The sequence below is a fragment of the Rudaea sp. genome, from assembly GCF_047601565.1.
Classification (GTDB): Bacteria; Pseudomonadota; Gammaproteobacteria; order Xanthomonadales; family Rhodanobacteraceae; genus Rudaea.
Genome location: NZ_JASGIY010000001.1, coordinates 2,626,340 through 2,645,532, shown reverse-complemented (window position 1 = coordinate 2,645,532; position 19,193 = coordinate 2,626,340). Strand labels below are relative to the sequence as shown.

11 protein-coding genes and 2 pseudogenes are annotated in these 19,193 nt (G+C 66.3%); 10 read left to right on the top strand and 3 right to left on the bottom strand.

What is annotated here, in order from left to right; all coding sequences use genetic code 11:
- Nucleotides 1-24 precede the first annotated feature (24 nt).
- The 5 genes and pseudogenes from QM741_RS11585 (at nucleotide 25) to QM741_RS11565 (ending at nucleotide 6,478) form a co-directional block, all read left to right on the top strand.
- Nucleotides 25-2,313, top strand: a complete 2,289-nt coding sequence (locus tag QM741_RS11585; protein WP_415207843.1) for a DUF6600 domain-containing protein — start codon at nucleotides 25-27, stop codon at nucleotides 2,311-2,313.
- A gap of 108 nt (nucleotides 2,314-2,421) precedes the next feature.
- Nucleotides 2,422-2,625 (top strand): sulfur carrier protein ThiS, encoded by a 204-nt coding sequence (gene thiS, locus QM741_RS11580; RefSeq protein WP_415207842.1) that lies wholly within the window; start codon nucleotides 2,422-2,424, stop codon nucleotides 2,623-2,625.
- A 77-nt stretch (nucleotides 2,626-2,702) separates the two neighbouring features.
- On the top strand, nucleotides 2,703-3,515 hold the full coding sequence (locus QM741_RS11575; protein ID WP_415207841.1) for a thiazole synthase: 813 nt from the start codon (nucleotides 2,703-2,705) through the stop codon (nucleotides 3,513-3,515).
- Entirely contained in the window at nucleotides 3,512-4,195 is a 684-nt protein-coding gene (trmB, locus tag QM741_RS11570) for a tRNA (guanosine(46)-N7)-methyltransferase TrmB (protein ID WP_415207840.1), read from the top strand. Before QM741_RS11575 ends, trmB begins: the two co-directional genes overlap by 4 nt.
- Nucleotides 4,196-4,632: 437 nt before the next feature.
- A pseudogene (locus tag QM741_RS11565) lies at nucleotides 4,633-6,478 on the top strand (SLC13 family permease).
- Between the two features lie 6 nt (nucleotides 6,479-6,484).
- On the opposite strand, the gene QM741_RS11560 reads toward QM741_RS11565, so the two are convergent.
- Nucleotides 6,485-6,832, bottom strand: coding sequence for a Rieske (2Fe-2S) protein (locus QM741_RS11560; protein ID WP_415207839.1), 348 nt, complete (start codon nucleotides 6,830-6,832; stop codon nucleotides 6,485-6,487).
- A 35-nt stretch (nucleotides 6,833-6,867) separates the two neighbouring features.
- On the opposite strand from QM741_RS11560, the gene QM741_RS11555 reads away from it, so the two are divergent.
- The 3 genes from QM741_RS11555 (at nucleotide 6,868) to QM741_RS11545 (ending at nucleotide 10,339) form a co-directional block, all read left to right on the top strand.
- A complete protein-coding gene (locus tag QM741_RS11555; protein WP_415207838.1) occupies nucleotides 6,868-7,155 on the top strand; it encodes a hypothetical protein in 288 nt (95 codons plus the stop codon).
- A 95-nt stretch (nucleotides 7,156-7,250) separates the two neighbouring features.
- Complete coding sequence (gene yedA, locus QM741_RS11550) at nucleotides 7,251-8,162, top strand: drug/metabolite exporter YedA (protein ID WP_415207837.1); 912 nt, start codon at nucleotides 7,251-7,253, stop codon at nucleotides 8,160-8,162.
- Between the two features lie 323 nt (nucleotides 8,163-8,485).
- Entirely contained in the window at nucleotides 8,486-10,339 is a 1,854-nt protein-coding gene (locus tag QM741_RS11545) for a hypothetical protein (RefSeq protein ID WP_415207836.1), read from the top strand.
- A gap of 57 nt (nucleotides 10,340-10,396) precedes the next feature.
- On the opposite strand, the gene QM741_RS11540 is transcribed toward QM741_RS11545, so the two are convergent.
- Nucleotides 10,397-11,911 carry a fumarate hydratase gene (locus tag QM741_RS11540; RefSeq protein WP_415207835.1) on the bottom strand — a complete coding sequence of 505 codons (1,515 nt, stop codon included), beginning with the start codon at nucleotides 11,909-11,911 and terminating at the stop codon, nucleotides 10,397-10,399.
- Nucleotides 11,912-12,048: 137 nt separating this feature from the next.
- Between QM741_RS11540 and QM741_RS11535 the strand changes: the two genes are divergently transcribed.
- Nucleotides 12,049-15,423 (top strand): PAS-domain containing protein, encoded by a 3,375-nt coding sequence (locus QM741_RS11535; protein ID WP_415207834.1) that lies wholly within the window; start codon nucleotides 12,049-12,051, stop codon nucleotides 15,421-15,423.
- A gap of 202 nt (nucleotides 15,424-15,625) precedes the next feature.
- Nucleotides 15,626-16,653: pseudogene (locus tag QM741_RS11530) on the top strand (IS30 family transposase).
- A 283-nt stretch (nucleotides 16,654-16,936) separates the two neighbouring features.
- Here the strand turns inward: QM741_RS11530 and QM741_RS11525 are convergent.
- Complete coding sequence (locus QM741_RS11525) at nucleotides 16,937-19,171, bottom strand: patatin-like phospholipase family protein (protein ID WP_415207833.1); 2,235 nt, start codon at nucleotides 19,169-19,171, stop codon at nucleotides 16,937-16,939.
- Nucleotides 19,172-19,193: the final 22 nt, after the last annotated feature.

The window sequence follows — 19,193 nt, the reverse complement described above, 5'->3', positions numbered from 1 at the left end:
CGCAACGCATAAGGAGCGTTCGCCATGAACATGTTCAAGTCTGCCGCCGTTCTGCTCGCCGCCTTGCTGATCGCCGGCACGGGTTTCGCACAGCCGGCGCCGGACTATGCCACCGACGCACAGGGCTATTCCGATGAGGGCGATGCGTCCTCCCCTGCCGTCGATCCGCCTACGCGCGTCGCGCGCCTGTCGCTGATCCAGGGCGCGGTCAGCTTCGTGCCGGCCGGCGAGGACAGTTGGGTGCAGGCCGAAGTCAACCGTCCGTTGATCTCGGGCGACAAGCTCTGGACCGACAACGGCGCACGCGCCGAATTGCAGATCGGCGCCGCGACGATCCGCGTCAACGCCCAGTCGAGCTTCAATTTCCTCAACCTCGACGACAACATGGCGCAGATCGAGCTGACCCAGGGCACGCTCAACCTGCGCGTGCGCCGTATCTACGACGGCCAGACCTACGAGGTCGACACGCCCACGCTGGCCTTCGTCATCAACCGCGTCGGCGAGTACCGCATCGACATCTCCCCGGACGGCAACGGGACGATGGTGACCGCCTTCCATGGCGGCGGCGATGCCTACGGCGAGGCCGGCGCGCGCTTCCGCATCGAGGAAGGCCAGTCGGTGCGCTTCAACGACCCGCGGCTGAGCGACTACGTCAGCAATCCGGTGCCGAGCCCGGACGATTTCGACCGCTTCTGCTTCGAGCGCAACGGACGCTGGGACAATTCGCGATCGCGCCAGTTCGTCTCCGAAGACGTCATCGGCTACGACGACCTCGACACCAACGGCAATTGGGACAATTCGCCCGACTACGGCGTCGTCTGGTATCCGAACCAGGTGGATGTCGGCTGGACGCCATACAGCTACGGCCACTGGGCCTGGGTCGGCGTCTACGGCTGGACCTGGGTCGACTCCAGCCCCTGGGGCTTCGCGCCGTTCCACTACGGCCGCTGGGCCTGGATCAACAACCGCTGGGGCTGGTGCCCCGGTCCGGCGCACGTGCGTCCGTACTACGCGCCGGCGCTCGTCGCCTTCGTCGGCGCCGGCGGTGCGCGCCTGGCTTTCGGCGCGGGCGGCCCGGTCGGCTGGTTTCCGCTGGGGCCGCGCGACGTCTACGTGCCGAGCTACCGCGTGAGTCGCAACTACTTCACCAACGTCAACATCCACAACACGACGATCAACAACGTCACGATCAACAATTTCTACGGCGGCTACCAGCGCGGCAACCTCGACTACGGCCGCATCAACTACGCCAACCGCAACGTCGCCAACGCGATCACCGCGGTGCGCGGCGACGTGTTCGTCAACTCGCGCCAGGTGCGCGGTGCGGCGGTTGCGGTCAACCGCGAGAACTTCGCCAACGCGCGTGTCGCCGGCTTCGCCGCGATCGCGCCGACGCGCGCGAGCCTCGCCTTCGACGGCGGTGCGCGCCGCGGGTCCGCGCCGCCGCAGTCGGTGCAGGCGCGCAACATCATCGCCGCGACGCGGCCGCCGGCGCCGATGGCCTCATTCGCGCAGCGCGAGGCGCAACTGCAGCGCAACCCGGGCCGCGCGTTGCCGGTCACCCAGTTGCGCGCCGCGCCAAGCGTGATCGGCAACGGCGCGCAGGCCCAGCACGCCGCGCTCGCCGCGCGTCCCAACATCAACGTCGTCACCCGCGAAGGCATACCGGCGCGCTCGCTCGCGCCGACGGTGCAATCGCGCACCGACCCTGTGCAGACCGAAAGCCGCGTCGTCACCGGCAATGGCCCGCAGGTCGACAGGTCTCGCGTCGACAACCGCGGCATCGACGCGCGGCGCACGCTCGACAACAGCACCCGGTTGCAGAACGAGCAAGTGCTGCGCGGCAATCCGACGCCACAGGCCAACACGATACAGGGCCGCAACGTGGTCGTGCCGCCGACCGTGCACGCCCCGGCGAACGAACAACGCACGCTGCCGTCGAGCCGCTACGTCAATCCGAACGCCGCCGACAACGGCGGCCAGCAGCGCTCGCTGCGCAACGGCACGCCGGAATTCCGCTCGAACCAGATCGAGCATGCGCCGCCGGCGAATCTCCAGCAGCAGCGCACGCAACAGGAAATGCAATTGCGCCGTCCGCAGGAGATCCAGCAGATGCAGCGTGCGCCGGTCCAGGTACAGCGCGAAACGCAGGAGTTCAAGCCGCGCCAGCAAGTGCAGCCGCAGCAGTTCCAGCAGCATGCGGTCGAGGCGCCTCGGATCCAGCCACAGCAGAACGTGCCGCAGGCGCATTCCGAGGAATCGAAGTCGCGCACCCGGGTGAAGCACGACGACAACGATCGCAACCATCGTTGAACACCCGGTTCGTCCCATCGCAGAAACGCCCGACCCGCGCCGGGCGTTTCGTTTTTCGGCATACCCACCGCGCGATTGCACGCGGCCCCGAAGCGTTACAATGCGCACATGCCCACCATCCAGCTCAACGGCGAAGCGCGACAGATGCCCGAGGCGACCAGCGTCGCCGCGCTGCTTGCGGACGCCGGCTATGGCGACCGCCGGGTCGCCGTCGAGATCAACCGTGAAATCGTGCCGAAAAGCCTGTACCGCGAACGCCTGCTGTGCGAGGGCGATCGCGTCGAGATCGTGCATGCGCTGGGTGGCGGTTGACAGCCGAATGCGACGGTCGGCGGCCCATAGCCGGCTGCACGCGCCATGAAACTTTGCCTCGTATACAGATGCAGCCAATGAACGTCCGGATCCACCCCGTTGCCGCCGCCGAAAACGACCCGCTCGTCATCGCCGGCAAGACTTACCGCTCGCGCCTGCTCACCGGTACCGGCAAATTCAAGAACCTCGAGGAGACGCGCCGCGCGACCGAAGCCGCCGGTGCCGAGATCGTCACCGTCGCGATCCGCCGCACCAACATCGGCCAGGACAAGGACCAACCCAACCTGCTCGACGTGCTGCCGCCGCAGCGCTACACGATCCTGCCTAACACCGCAGGCTGCTACACGGCCGAGGACGCGGTGCGCACCTGCAGGCTTGCGCGCGAGCTGCTCGACGGCCACAACCTGGTCAAGCTCGAAGTGCTCGGCGATGCGAAGACGCTGTTCCCCGACGTGGTGCAGACGCTGAAGGCGGCCGAGCAACTCGTCGCCGACCAGTTCGAGGTGATGGTCTATACGAGCGACGACCCTATCCTCGCGCGCCGGCTCGAAGAAATCGGCTGCGTCGCCGTGATGCCGCTGGCCGCACCGATCGGCTCGGGCCTCGGCATCCAGAACCGCTGGAATCTCGTCGAGATCGTCGAAAACGCCAAGGTACCGGTGCTCGTCGACGCCGGCGTCGGCACCGCGTCGGATGCCGCGATCGCGATGGAACTCGGTTGCGACGGCGTACTGATGAACACCGCCATCGCCGGCGCGAAGAATCCCGTGCTGATGGCGAGCGCGATGCGCAAGGCCGTCGAGGCGGGACGCGAGGCCTTCCTCGCCGGGCGCATTCCGCGCAAGCGTTTCGCCAGCGCATCGAGCCCGATAGACGGAATGGTCGGATGAGCGAGGCGCAGCAGCGCCATATCCGCAGCTTCGTACTGCGCCAGGGCCGCTTCACGCCGGCGCAGCAGCGCGCATTCGAACAGCATTGGGCGCGGTTCGGCCTCGAGCCTTCCGCCGTGCCGCCCGACTACGCACGACTGTTCGGCCGCGCCGCACCGCTCGTGCTGGAAATCGGCTTCGGCAACGGCGAGCAGCTCCTGCACGCCGGACTGCACGAACCCGAGAAGAATTTTCTCGGCATCGAAGTGCATCGCCCCGGCGTCGGCCGCCTGATGAACGCACTCGCCGCGCACAATGTGACGAACGTGCGCCTGTACAACCATGACGCCATCGAGATCCTGCGCGACGCGATCGCGCCGGAATCGCTCGTCGAAGCACGCATCTATTTCCCCGATCCGTGGCCGAAGAAGCGCCAGCAGAAACGCCGCCTGATCCAGCCCGAGTTCGTTGCCTTGCTCACGAGCCGCGTCGAGCTCGGCGGACGCTTGCATTTGGCCACCGACTGGGCCGACTATGCCGATCAGATGCTCGAAGTGCTCGACGCCGCACCCGGCTGGCGCAACGTCGCCGGCACCGGTCAGAGCGTGCCGCGCCCGGATTGGCGCATCGAAACGCATTTCGAGAAACGCGGCTTGCGCTTGGGTCATGGGGTGTGGGACTTCATCTACGAACGGGTTTGAGAACACGACCGGAGAATCGCCGCAGAGCACCACGCTTTTAATTTGCTTTTGATCTTCGGGTCCCCGTTTGCCGTGGCGAGGGCATGACGGAAAGGCCCGCAGGGTCGGCGCGATGGATCGCGCCGATTCCGTTGTCTGGACAGGGATGTGCAGTCAACGGAACCCGGCATGACCTCGCGGACTCGCAGCGCAGCTGCGAGCGCGGCATCCGGGGTGCATTTCTTTTGGTTACTTTATCTTTGGGCAAGCAAAGAAAAGTAACCCACTCGCAGGGATGCGAGTGGAAAACGAATGGACGCGGTCAGAGCAGAATCAAGAACAAAAAAAATCTGGATTCCAGCTTTCGCTGGAATGACGAGCAAGAGCAAAGTCACTGGATTCCCGCCAGAAGCACGCGGGAATGACGAGCAAAAAGAACGAGCACAGCACCGGATGAGATGAACCAAGGACTCCTCCTCACCCACGACATGCTGCTCGTGTTCGGCCTGCTCGCCTTCACCGTGCTCATGCTCGTGCTCGAATGGATACGCGGGGACCTGATCGCCCTGCTCGTCATCGTCGTCGTCGGCATCACCGATCTGGTTCCGGTCGAGCAGTTGTTCGACGGCTTCGCCGGCAACGCGGTGATCTCGCTGCTCGGCGTCATGATCATGGGCGCGGGGCTCGACCGCACCGGCGTGCTCAACAAGGCGGCATCGTTCATCGTGCGCGTGGCGCGCGGCGCGGAGTCGCGCCTGTCGTTCGCGATCAACGCGATGGTCGGCGGGCTGTCGTCGATCCTGCAGAGCCAGGCGCTCGCCGCATTGTTCCTGCCCGTGGTCGGCCGCATCAGCTCGCGCACCGGCGTGCCGCTGTCGCGGCTGCTGATGCCGATGGCGTTCTGCATCCTCTGCGGCACGAACATGACGATGGTCTCGAATTCGCCGCTGATCCTGCTCAATGACCTGATCGCGAGCGCCAACCGCAACCTGCCGCAGGGCGCGCGGACGATCGCGCAATTTTCGCTGTTCTCGATCGCGCCGGTCGGCATTCCGCTGCTGCTCGCCGGACTCGCCTACTTCGCCCTGTTCACACGCAGGCTGTTGCCCGCCGAGAAGGAAAGCCAGGGCGTCACGCCGGGCCGCACCGATACCTACTTCGCCGAAACCTACGGCATCTCGGGCGAGGTATTCGAACTGACCGTGACCGCCGAGAGTCCGCTCGTCGGCATGAGCGTGCTCGAGGCCGAGGCATTGCGCGACGCGCCGCTGATCCTCGCGATGAAAAACGGAGACGAAGTACGATTGGCGCCACCCGCGGATACGATGATCTGGGTCGGCACCGTGTTGGGCACGCTCGGCAAGCGTACCGAGATCGAGCACTTCGCCAATCTCAACCTGTTGCTCGCGCAGACGCGGCTGCGTTGGTTCCGCGACATGTTCAACCCGACCCGCGCCGGCATCGCCGAAGCCGTCATTCCGCCGAACTCGGATTTCATCAAGCAGACCGTCGGCAATCTGCATCTGCGCAAGCGCTACGGCATCAGCGTGCTCGCGGTCAATCGCGGCGAGGAAATCCATCGCGAGGACGTGCGCGCCATCGCGCTGCGCGCCGGCGACACGCTCGTGCTGCACGGGCTCTGGCGCGACCTCGCCGTCGCTGCCGAAGATCACGACATCGTCGTCGTCACCGACTATCCGAAAGACGAGGGCCGCCCGCACAAGATTCTGGCATGCCGTCGCTTTCTTCGCGCTCGCGATGGGCCTGGGCCTGTTCACCGATCTGAAACTGTCGATCGCGATGCTGACCGGTGCGGTCGGCATGCTGCTGGCCGGCGTGCTCAAGATGGAGGAAGCCTACGCCGCGATCAACTGGAAGACGATCTTCACTCTCGCCTGCCTCATTCCGCTCGGCTGGGCGATGGACGCGACCGGCGCCGCGGCCTGGCTCGCGCAGGAAGTGCTGCGCTATGTCGGCGGATGGCCGCAGTGGGCGCTGCAAGCGGTGGTCGCGGTGCTCACCCTGTTCTTCGCGCAGATCGTCTCCAACGTCGGCGCAACGGTGATGATGGTACCGATGGCGATCAACGTCGCACTCGCCTCGAACGGCAATCCCGCGATCTATGCGCTGATTGTCGCGATCTCGACCTCGAACAGTTTCCTGATCGCGAGCGCAAACCCCGTACTCACCCTGGTCGCGGGCCCCGGCGGCTACCGCGCGCGCGACTTCCTGCGCGTCGGCCTGCCGCTGACTCTGCTCATGCTCGCGGTGATGCTCGTCGCGGTGAATGTCGTCTTCCGCTGACGCGTTCTACACATCGCCAACGAGCACGACTTCGTCGCCGATCGATTCCACCGGCACCGCCGCGAGGCTCGCGCCGCGGCACGGCCCCGACACGCATTCGCCCGAATCGAGCCGGAACATCGCGCCGTGCGCAGTACAGATCACGTGACCGTCTTCGATCAGGAATTGGTTCGGTGCCCAATCGAGGCGGCGGCCGGCATGCGGACAAACGTTGCGATAGGCGCGCACCGCGGCGCCGCAACGGGTCAGCATCAGCGAATCGCGCACTGCGTCACGTTCGTCGATCACGCCGACTTCGATCGCGCCGCCGTCGGCGATGTCGTTGATTTTGCATAACGTTTTCGTAACGCCCATCGGGTTTTAATTGGCGCGCAGGACGGTATGGGGAGATGCCGCGTTTCCTCATTCTGCCATGGAGCATCGCCCATATGTTTTACTGGCATTGGTTCAATCGCCCCCACCATCCCCTCGCACGCATTCTGATCGGTGTATTCGGATTGGTTCTGCTCGGTGGCGTGCTCGCATTGGGTCTTCTCGCCTTGATCGCGTTCGCGTTGATCGTGCCGCTCGCCGCAATCGCGCGTGCGATGACACGAGCCAGCGCGGCACGGCACCCGAACGTGATCGAGGGCGAATTCGTCGTACTGCCTAATCGCGCCGCCTCGGTAAAGCACTGAGAAATCGAGGACGCGCGCGGTTGCGGGCGGCGGTACCCGGCGTCGCTGTGCAAGCGGTGCTGTCGTGCCATGGCGCTCGCCGATAGAATCCGGCGATGAACGATGCAACGCCCGCGGCTTCCATTTCCCCCCTTGGATTTCTCTCGCCGCGCGCGCTGATCCTGCTCGCACTGGTCGGCGTCTACGTCATCTGGGGATCGACCTACTACGGCCTGCGCGTCGCGTTGACTGGCTTTCCCCCGTTCGCGCTCGCGGCAATCCGCTTCGTCATCGCCGGCGGCTTGCTCTACGCATTGCTGCGCTGGCGCGGCGGCGCGGCGCCGACGCGGCGCCAATGGTTCAACTGCCTCGTCACCGGCACGCTGCTGCTCGGCATCGGCAACGGCGGCGTGTGCTATGCCGAACAGACCGTCGCTTCGGGCATCGCCGCGGTCGCGGTCGCGAGCGCCGCGCTGTTCATGGCCATAGTTGCGGGATGGTATGGGCAGTGGCCGAACCGCATGGAGTGGGTCGGCCTCGTCATCGGCTTCGTCGGCATCGTCGTGCTCAATCTCGGCGGCGAACTGCGCGGATCTCCCGCCGGCGCGTTCGCGCTCGTCCTCTCGCCGGTGGCATGGGCGTTCGGCTCGGTCTGGAGCAAGCACCAAGGCATGCCCGAGCCGATGATGAGCGCCGCCGCGCAGATGCTCGCCGGCAGCGTGCCGCTCGCCGTCGTTTCTTTCTTCAGCGGCGAGCACTTCAGCGCCGTGCCGGACTCGACCTCGATGGCGGCGATGGCCTACCTGGTCGTGTTCGGCTCGCTGCTCGGCTTCAGCGCCTACATCTACCTGCTGCACCACACGCGCCCCGCGCTGGCCTCGAGCTACGCCTACGTCAACCCGCCGGTCGCAGTGCTCGTCGGCGTGCTGTTCGGCGGCGAGGCGGTGTCGAACCTTGACATCATCGGCACGATCGTCATCGTCGCCGGCGTTGCGGCGATCACGCTCGCCAAAACCAAAAAAAATTGAAGCACGCATGCGAAGCTCCTCAAAGCCAGAGCAGACTCTCACAAGGAATTTTCGCGGCCACACTTTTATTTTCAACTTTTTAACTTTTTCTCACAAATTTCTCCACGGAATTTGCATCATTGTTGCGCACCGGTTGAAGAACATGTCATGCCTCCCAAGCCGCAGCCAGGAAATTCGCCATGACACGTTCCATTCCATCTGCGCCAACTACTCTTCCTGCCCTAAGCAGCCCCGATGCAACCTTGGCAGAAACCCTGCTCGTGCTTGAAACGCGACGGAAATTTCTGCACTTTGTCGGTGGCGCCGCCGGCATGGCCGCGCTCTTGCCTATACGTTCTTTCGCTTGCAATCTCACGCCGCAGGAAACCTCGGGCCCTTATCCCGGCGACGGCACCAATGGACCGAACGTGCTCACCCAGAGCGGCATAGTGCGATCGGACATTCGCTCCAGCTTCGGCAGCGCCGGCACCGATACCGCGGCCGGCACGCTCAACACGGTCACCTTGCGCATCTCGAGCACCACCTCCGGTACGTGTGGGGCCATTGCCGGACTTGCGGTATACATTTGGCACTGCAACGCGAACGGTAGCTATTCGCTCTATTCGAGCGGCATAACTTCGGAAAACTACCTGCGCGGCGTACAGGTCACGGATGCGAACGGCGAAGTGACGTTCACTTCGATATTCCCGGCCTGCTATTCGGGTCGCTGGCCACATATCCATATCGAAGTCTATTCCTCACTCGCGCAGGCAACGTCGGGCGCCAATGCGATCAGCACGACCCAACTCGCGATGCCGCAAAGTGCCTGTTCAACGGTCTATGCGCAGACCTCGCTCTATCCGAGCAGTGCCAGCAACCTCAGCAAGGTGTCATTGGCAACCGACAACGTATTCGGCGACGACGATGCCGAATACGAACTCGCGACCGTAACCGGCAGCAATGCCGCCGCAGGCTGGAACACTTATCTCGAGATAGGCGTCGCCGCGGATGCGACGAGTACGAGTTCCGCGGGCTATGTCCCACTCAACCCCTCGCGCATCCTCGACACGCGCACCGGCGCCCACACCAGCGACGACCAGTTCGCCGCCATCGGCGCGCTGACGCCGGGACAGACGCTGAACCTGACCGTGCTCGGTCGCGGCGGCGTTCCCTCCAGCGGCGTGAAGGCGGTCGTGCTCAACCTCACCGTCACCGCCCCCACCGCAGCCGGCTACGTGACCGCATGGCCGAGCGGAACGTCGAAGCCGACCACCTCGAACATCAACTTCGTGGCCGGCCAGACCATTCCCAACCTGATCATCGTCGGCGTCGGCAGCAACGGCAAGGTCTCGCTGTTCAATTCCAACGGCGGCAATACCCACCTCGTCGCCGACGTGCAGGGCTATTTCACCGACGATGCCGACCTGACCGCGGTGACGCCGGCACGCCTGCTCGACACGCGCACGAACCATTCCACCGATGATGGACTGTTCCAAAAGCTGGGCCAGATTACTGCCGGCGGCCAGCTGGATCTGACCGTGGCCGGACGCGGCGGCCTGCCCGACTCCGGCGTCGACTCCGTGATCCTCAACGTCACCGCGACCAACCCCACCGCAGCGGGATACATCACCGTCTGGCCGACGGACAACACGCAGCCGGCGACGTCGAACCTGAACTTCGTGGCGGGCCAGACGATTGCCAATCTGGTCGTCTCCAAGGTCAGTGCGGCTGGACAGGTCTCGCTGTACAACTCCGCCGGCAGCACCGACCTCATCGCCGACGTGATGGGCTGGTTCCCGACCGGCTCGGAGCTGACCGCGCTGCAACCCGCGCGCCTGCTCGACAACCGGTCCACGGGCGTCACCACGGATGGCCAGTTCCAGCGAACCGGCGCGCTCGGACCGCAAACCACGCTCGACTTCACCGTCGTCGGACGCGGCAACGTGCCGGCGAGCGGCGTCGGCGCGGTGGTCCTCAACGTGACCGTGACCGGTCCGACCCAGGCGGGATATCTGACCGTGTGGCCGACCGGAAGCACGCAGCCGTTGGCATCCAACCTCAACTTCGTGGCAGGCCAAACCATTCCCAACCTCGTCATCGTCGAGGTCGGCGACGAAGGCAAGGTCTCGCTGTACAACGCACTGGGCAGCAGCTACGTCGTTGCCGACGTCGTGGGTTGGTTCCCGACCACCGCATGACGCGGCGGCGGCACCGGCCCGCTGCGACAATCCCCGCGGTGGGCCGCGTTCCGACGACTACGCGACGACGACCGGGATTTTGCCGATGCGCGCCTGCCACTCGCGCGGGCCGGTCTGGTGCACCGAAGTGCCGCTGGAATCGACCGCGACCGTGACCGGCATGTCCTTGACCTCGAATTCGTAGATCGCTTCCATGCCGAGGTCGGCGAAGCCGACGACTTTCGACGCGCGGATCGCCTTCGACACGAGATAGGCCGCGCCGCCGACCGCCATCAGGTACACGGACTTGTGCTTTCGGATCGCCTCGATCGCGGCCGGTCCACGCTCGGCCTTACCGACCATGCCGAGCAGGCCGGTCTGCGCGAGTACCTGCTCGGTGAACTTGTCCATGCGCGTCGCCGTGGTCGGGCCGGCGGGGCCGACGACTTCGTCGCGCACTGGATCGACCGGGCCGACGTAGTAGATGAAGCGTCCGCGGAAATCCACGGGCAACTTCTCGCCGCGATTGAGCATGTCGACGATGCGCTTGTGCGCGGCGTCGCGGCCGGTCAGCAGCTTGCCGTTGAGCAGCAGCACCTCGCCGGGCCTGAACGTGGCGACGACCTCGGGCGTGATCGCGTCGAGATCGATACGGCGAGCGCCGGTCGGGCTGTAGGTCAGCTTCGGCCAGTCCTGGAGCGAGGGCGGTTCGAGCGCGACCGGGCCCGAACCGTCGAGCGTGAAATGAGCGTGGCGCGTCGCCGCGCAGTTCGGGATCATCGCGATCGGCAGGTTCGCCGCGTGGGTCGGGTAGTCGCGCACCTTGATGTCGAGCACCGTGGTCAGCCCGCCGAGGCCCTGCGCGCCGATGCCGAGCGCGTTGACCTTCTCGTACAGTTCGAGACGCAATTCCTCGGCGCGATTCGACGGCCCGCGCGCCTGCAAGTCGGTGATGTCGATCGGCTCCATGAGCGATTCCTTCGCGAGCAGCATCGCCTTCTCGGCGGTGCCGCCGATGCCGATGCCGAGCATCCCGGGCGGGCACCAGCCGGCGCCCATCGTCGGCACGGTCTTCAGCACCCAGTCGACGATCGAATCGGACGGGTTGAGCATGGCGAACTTCGACTTCGCCTCCGAGCCTCCGCCTTTTGCGGCGACGATCACGTCGACCTTGTCGCCCGGCACGATACTCACGTTGATCACGGCCGGCGTGTTGTCCTTCGTATTGGCGCGCTTGCCCGCGGGATCGGCGAGGATCGAAGCGCGCAGCTTGTTGTCCGGGTCGTTGTAGGCGCGGCGCACGCCTTCGTTGACCATGTCCTCGAGCGACATCGTCGCCTCCCAGCGCACGTCCATGCCGACCTTGAGGAATACGGCGACGATGCCGGTGTCCTGGCAGATCGGCCGGTGGCCCTCGGCGCACAGGCGCGAGTTGATCAGGATCTGCGCGATCGCGTCCTTCGCCGCCGGCGACTGCTCGCGCTCGTAGGCGGCAGCGAGATTCTTGATGTAGTCGACCGGGTGGTAGTAGCTGATGTACTGCAGCGCGTCGGCGATGCTCTGGATGAAGTCGGCTTGCTGGATGGCTGGCATGATTCGAGGGACGAGGGACGGGGAACGCAGGTATTTTCGCATCCCTTGCGCTGCGCCGCATCATGCCCCTGCTTCCCTTCTCCCGCCGGGAGAAGGGAAGCAAATGCAAACCATACCCAACGCGCTATGCTTGCGCCATGTTGAGCGCCGCCCTCGTCATCGCTTCGGGCATCATCTGGCTCGGCGTGCTGTTCGCCGTCGCGGTCTACGGCGAGCGCCATCCGCGCGTGTTCGAAAAGCACTGGGCCATCGTCTACTCGCTTTCGCTCGCGGTGCATTGCACCTCGTGGACGTTCCTCGGCAACACCACCCTGGCCAGCCGCTCGGGCTGGTGGATACCGCCGAACTTCGTCGGTGCAATCGCGATGTACGTGTTCGGCATCGGTATACTTCTTCGCCTCGTGCGCCTCGCGCGCGAGCACAATTCCTCCTCGCTCGCCGACCTGCTCGCGACGCGCCTCGGCAAGAGTCCGGCGCTGAGCGCGCTGATCACCGCGGTGATGCTGCTCGGCATGCTGCCCTATATCGCGCTGCAACTGAAGGCGGTGGCGATGAGCTTCGCCACGATCCTCGACGATCCGCACGGGCTGTCGGCGTGGCGCAACAGCGCGTTCTGGATCGCGCTGGCGATGGCGCTGTTCGCGATCGTGTTCGGCACGCGGCGCGCCTCTGCGATGGCGCACAACCGCGGCCTCGTGCTCGCGATCGCGTTCGAGTCGTTGTTCAAGCTTGTCGCCATGCTCGCGCTGACCAGCCTGCTGGTCACGGTGCCGCTGCCCGACGCTGCCGCGGCGCCGCGCGCGCACGACCTCAGCGGCTTTCCGAGCCTGATCGTGCTCGGCGCGCTGGCGATGTTCACCCTGCCGCACCAGTTCCACGCCGGCGTGGTGGAATGCCGCGATGCACGGCATCTCGAGACCGCGCGCTGGATGTTTCCGCTCTACATGCTGCTGATTTCGCTGCCGGCGCTGCCGCTCGCGCGGCTCGGCGACGCCCGGCTCGGCGCGCAGGGTGTGCCTTCGGACCTGTACCTGCTCGCCTTGCCGCTCGAGCACGGCGAGCACGCGCTGGCCCTGATCGCCTTTCTCGGCAGCCTGTCGGCTTCGACCTGCATGGTCGTCGTCGCCACGCTCGCGCTGAGCCTGATGGTCGCCAACCATTTCATCGCGCCGCTGCGCCTGCGCGCCGGCTGGGGCCAGACCGAAACCGAGAACGACGTGCGCGGCGAAGTATTGTGGCAGCGTCGCGCCGCGATCGTGGCGATCGTCGTCATGGCGTGGGCCTACAGCCGCGTGATCTACGACGATGCGGCTCTGGCCGATATCGGCGCGCTGTCGTTCTCCGCGCTCGGCGGGCTCGCGCCGACCACCTGGGCCGCGCTGTACCGCCCGCAGCTCGGCACGCGCGCGGTGTTCGCCGGGCTCGCCGCCGGTACGCTGGTGTGGATGTATGCGTTGTTGCCGGGCGCCATCTTTGCGCACGCGCCCTGGCTGCAGGACGGCCCGTTCGGCATCGGCGCGCTCGCGCCGATGCATCTGCTCGGCCTCGACGGCTTCGGCGCGCTGACGCGCGCGATGATTCTCGGCATCGCGACCAACCTGATCGTCATGGCCCTCGTCGAACTGTTCGGCTGGCGGGCCGCCGATTCCGCGCCGGGCGCGCAACTCGACAATGCCGCACTGCGCGCGCTCGCCGCGCGTTTCCTGTCCGAGGAACGCGCGCAACGCCTGCTCGGCGACGCGCCCGCGCAGCGTGCGGCGGACGCCGCCACGCTCGCCGCGGTCGAGCACGAGCTGTCGGCCGTGATCGGCGCATCGAGCGCGCGCCTGCTGCTCGACGTCGCGCGGCGCGAGCGGCGCATGCAGCTCGACACGGTCGCGGCGATCGTCGACGAAGCCTCGGCCGACCTGCGCTTCAACCAGCGCGTGCTGCTCGCCGCGCTCGAAAACATGAGCCAGGGCATCTGCGTGGTCGATGCCGAACTGCGCGTCGTCGCATGGAACCGGCGCTACGCGGAACTGTTTCTCTACCCGCACGGCCTGCTATGCGTCGGCCGTCCGGTCGAGGAACTCGCGCGTCACAGCATCGCCGCCGGCATGATCGGTGTCGATGCGCGCGAACCGGCCGCGCTCGAAGCCGCCGTGCAGCGGCGCCTCGCGCACATGCGCATGGGCACGCCGCACCTCTCCGAGCGGCGTTTCCCGGACGGCAGCATCGTCGAAATCCGCGGCAACCCGATGCCGGGCGGCGGCTTCGTCGCCACGTTCACCGACGTCACCGAATTCCGCCGCGCCGCGGTCGCGCTCGAACGCGCGAACGAAACGCTGGAACAACGCGTCGCCGAGCGCACCGCCGAACTCGAACGCGCCACGCACGCCGCGCAGACCGCCAACGAAACCAAGACGCGCTTCCTCGCCGCGGTCAGCCACGACCTGATGCAGCCGCTGCACGCCGCGCAACTGTTCGCGCACAGCCTCGCCGCGCGCGCCGACGACGAGGGTCGCGTCACCGCGCGCCATCTGCACTCCTCGCTCGCCGCCACCGAGTCGCTGCTCGGCGGCCTGCTCGACATGGCCCGGCTCGACGCCGGCAAGCTCGTGCCACGTCCGCGCGCGTTCGCGCTCAACGAACTGCTCGGCGCGCTCGCCGCCGAGTTCGCCGCGCTCGCCAACGAAAAAGGCCTCGGCCTGCGCCACGTGCCGACGCGCGTCTGGGTGCGCTCCGATCCGCACCTCTTGCGCCGCGTGCTGCAGAATTTCCTTTCCAACGCTTTGCGTCACGTCGAATCGGGACACGTGCTGCTCGGCTGCCGGCGCGCAGGCGCGCAATTGCGCATCGAAGTCTGGGACACCGGCCCCGGTATCGCCGAAAACGAAACCAAGCTGATCTTCGAGGAATTCCGCCGCGGAAGCCGAGCCGGCAACCAGGGCCTGGGCCTCGGCCTTGCGATCGCGCAGCGCATGGCGCGGCTGCTCGGCCACGACCTGGACCTGCGCTCGCGCGTCGGCAAGGGCAGCGTGTTCGCGGTCACCGTACCGCGCAGCGCGGCGGCCTACGCCGCGATCGCGAGCGCAATGCCGCCGACGGAGACGACAGCGCAGACCGACGCGCCGCGGGGCACCGCCCTGATCGTCGACAATGAACCGCAGGCGCTCGCCGCGCTGCGCACGCTGCTCGAACAATGGGGCTGGCGCGTGCTCGCCGCCGCGAATTCGGCCCAGGCCCTAGAACTCGTACGCGCGCAACGGCCCGACATCGCCATCCTCGACTACCACCTCGCGGCCAGCGACAACGGCCTGGATTTGTATACAAAGCTGCAAATCGCGCTCGGCGACATCCCCGCCGCCATCCTCACGGCGGACCGCGACGCCGCGCTGCGCCGGCGCACGCTCGAACTCGGCCTCATGCTGCTCTACAAACCGCTCAAGCCGCTCGCGCTGAAGCAGGCCCTGCGCCGCAGCGAGAGCGCGGGGGTGCGCTTCGTCGCCTCGTCGCTGACGCCGCAGGGTTGATCGCGCGACCGGCAATGCTCCGAACTCGGGCCAAGCCCGTCATTCCGGCGAAAGCTGGAATCCAGCTCTCGCCAGTCCACCGTATCAAAGCCGAGGGTTATGCGGAAAAGGGTAAATCTCGGCTGCTCACTTACGTTCAAGGTCAGTCAGATGGCTTAGTCTCAACTTCCAAGCGCACCCCCCGATCCGGTAGGGTGTCGCCATGGCAAGACAGTATCAACACTTGAGCGCGGAAGAACGCGCTGTGATCCAAATCGAGCGACGGAAGGGATCGACGCTGCGTTCGATCGCTCGCGACCTGGGTCGGAACGTATCGCCGGTCTCGCGCGAGATTGCGCGTAACGAGGCGGAGATCGAGCCGGGTCGACGACTTTGCTACGAAGCGAAGACCGCCGGCATGGCGTATCGGATGCGCCGCGTGCGCTGCAACAAGCTGGTCGAAGGCAGCGCGCTCCGGCAGTGCGTCCACGATCATCTGGTCCACGACCGCTGGTCGCCACAACAGATTGCGGCGAGACTGCGTGCCATGCATGCGGACGATCCCGGTCGACAGGTCAGCCACGAGACGGTCTATGCGGCGATCTATGCGCACCCGCGCGGATCGCTGAAGAAGGCGATGGTGGAAGCACTGCGTCAGGAGAAGCCGAGCCGCGGCCGACGCCGCACGACGCTGGCCAAGGGCGGATTCGTGCCGGAGGCACTGCGCATCGTGCATCGGCCGGAGGCGATCGCCGAACGCAAGTGGCCGGGGCATTGGGAAGGCGACCTTATCAAGGGCGCGTTCAATCGCTCGTGCGTAGGGACGCTGGTCGAGCGCAAGACGCGCTTCGTCGTTGTGTGCCGGATGGAGGGCTGAACGGCCCAGGACGCACTGGAAGGCTTCACGCGGCAGATGAAGAAGCTGCCCGCGTTCCTGCGGAGAGCCTGACCTACGATCGCGGCAGCGAACTGGCGTGTCACGCCGAGCTGGCCAAGCGGTTGAACATCGACATCTGGTTTGCCGACCCGCACGCGCCTTGGCAGCGCGGCAGCAACGAGAACACCAACGGCTTGCTGCGCCAGTTCATGCCGAAGGGGCTGGATCTATCCGGCATTAGCCAGGAGGAACTCGACCACGTCGCCAAGCTCATGAACGGACGACCACGACAAACGCTCGGCTGGATGACCCCGGCGGAGATGATGGACAAGGAAATCGCTGCTCACGCTCAACGTGTTGCGCTTGATTCTTGAGACCGCCCATTCCCGATTCATGCGACGTCGCAGCAGGACGGCGCTGACGCCTCGTCCGAGGCGGCTGGAAGAGGCCGCTCGACCACGTCTCATGCCCCATCGGATGTGCGCGCGGAAAGGCGAAGGGACGCGGCCGGAGAAGAATCAAGATCAGAGTCGCTGGATTCCCGCCAGAAGCACGCGGGAATGAGCGAGAGGCGGCGCGGCAGTATTGAATTCCTTTCGCCCGAGGCGCGCGCCAGCATGAAAATTTTTTCGCGCGAGGCGCGCGAAAAGTGCACTCCTACTCGTTCGTGCGCAGCAGCGAACCGAAGGTGAGATACGCCGCATTGTGCCCGCCCTGCGCGTAGCCGTAGCCGAGGAAGATGGGCCCGAGGAAGGTGTCGATGCCGACGAAGACGCTGCCGGCGCCGATCAGGTTCTTGCCGATGTCGCGGCGCTGGTTCCAAAGGCCGCCGGCCTCGAGGCTGCCGCCGAGGTAGAGCGGCACGCTGAACAGCGCGTCGGCATTGGTCATGCGCCGGTAATAGACCGCGCGCAGCAGCGCGGTGTTCGAGGCGAACAACTGGTTCTCGGCATAGCCGGAGAAATTGGCGAGGCCGCCGAGCTGGCTCTGTGCGGCGATCTGCACGTTCGCGCCGTTGCCGCTGGCGGTGTCGACGCTCGCGCCGAGCAGCCAGCGGTTCGCTCCATGCGACAGCGCCCAGTCCCAGCGCAGGCGCGTGATGTGCGCGTCGTCGCTCGAGCCGAACTGGGTGAGCAGCATTTCCTCGGACAGGTCCATGCGCATGCCGAGGGTGGGGAACCCGCTCTGGTCGAGATCGTCGTAGACGGCGCGCAGCACGACGCCGCCAACATCGGCGGAAAGGTCTTTCGGCAAGCCGTTCTGCTGGCCGGCGCTCGCCGGCACGCCGATGCGCAGGCTGGTCGCGTCGCGGCCGTATTCGAGCGCGGAGGACAACTGCCAGTTCGCGTCGGGCGTGTAGCCCAGTTCCACTGCGCTGCGCAGACGGCGGTTGCGATACTCGGCGATTTCCCGTCCGCCGCCGTCGAGCGGGAATTCGTAGGCCTTGTATTGCAGGTACGGCGCGACGTAGAACTCGCCGGTCGCGCCCCAGGGTTGCAGGAACTCGCTGTAGAGTTCCGTGACCTGGCCGAGCTGGACGCGGTTGCGGCTCTCGCCGCCGAGCGAGTTGAGGCCGGTGAAATTCGCCTCGGTGAACAACTGGTAGCTGTTGCGCCCGGAGAAGTTGTCCGACAGGCGCAGGCCCATGCGCAGGAAGTTCGGCCCCCAGCCCTTGTCGACCGGCAGCACTTCGAGGCCGGTGCGGCCGTCCTTCTGCACCAGGTCGTAGGTGATGCGTTCGTAACTGCCTTCGCCGTAGGCGAGGCCGATCCTGTCGTCAAGCGTTTCCGCGTCGAACGGCTTGCCGACCACCTCGGACAAGCGCTGGCGCACGTAGCCCGCGGTGCGGCTGCGGCCGGTGACGACGTCGAGGAAGGCTATCAACGGTGGGTCGAACGGCCTTTGCCGGTGATGCGAGGTGAACGCTGCGTACTCGCTCGCGCTCACGGAGAAGGCGCGCAGCGCGGCGAGCCGCGCCTCGGCGACCTGCTCGCCGTAGCCCACCGCTTCGGGCGTGCGGTCGAACGCCGCGCTGGAGAAGTCGCCGAGCGGCGGCACGAGCAGCAGGTCGGCGGGGCCGAGCGTGCGCAACTGCGCGTCGGTTTCGCGCTTCATCATCGCGGTAAGCATCTGATTGGCGATCGCGAACGAGGAGGTGAGGTCCTTTTCCCGCACGAGCGGCGCGCCGACGTCGACGACGATAAGGCGTTCGCCGCCGAGCTTGCGCGCTTCGTCGATGGGCACGTTGTCGACGACGGCGCCGTCGACGAGCAGATGGCCCTGGTAGTGGATCGGTGCGAACGCGGCGGGCACCGACATGCTCGCGCGGATCGCCATCGGCAGGTCGCCCTGGGCGAACACCACCTTTTCTCCGCTGTCGATGTCGGTGGCGATCGAGCGGAACGGAATCGGCAGGTCGTCGAAGTTCGTCGTCTGCAGCGTGGACAGCAGCAGGCGGCGCAGCAGCAGTTGCAGCTTCTGGCCCTGGATGGCGCCGCGCGGCAGGGCGATCTTGCCGTCGCGCAGGCCCAGTTCGATGCCGCCGAGGAAGCGCAGTTCATCCTCCTTGCGCCGCATCGGCAGATTCTCGCGCACGGGATCGTCGTTGAACATGTCCTTCCAGTCGATGCTCTTGAGCACCGCTTCGATCTCGGCGGAGTCGTAGCCCGCCGCGTAGAGGCCGCCGACGACGGCACCCATCGAGGTGCCGGTGATGCAATCGATCGGTATGCGTTCGCGTTCGATCACTTTCAGCACGCCGATGTGCGCGGCGCCGCGCGCGCCGCCGCCGCCGAGCACGAGGCAGGTTTTCGGGCGCGCGGCTTGCGCGACGGCATCCGTCGATGCGAGGCAGGTCGTGGCGAACAGGAACAAAGCGAGAATGCGAAACATGGGCGGCTCGGCGATCGGCATG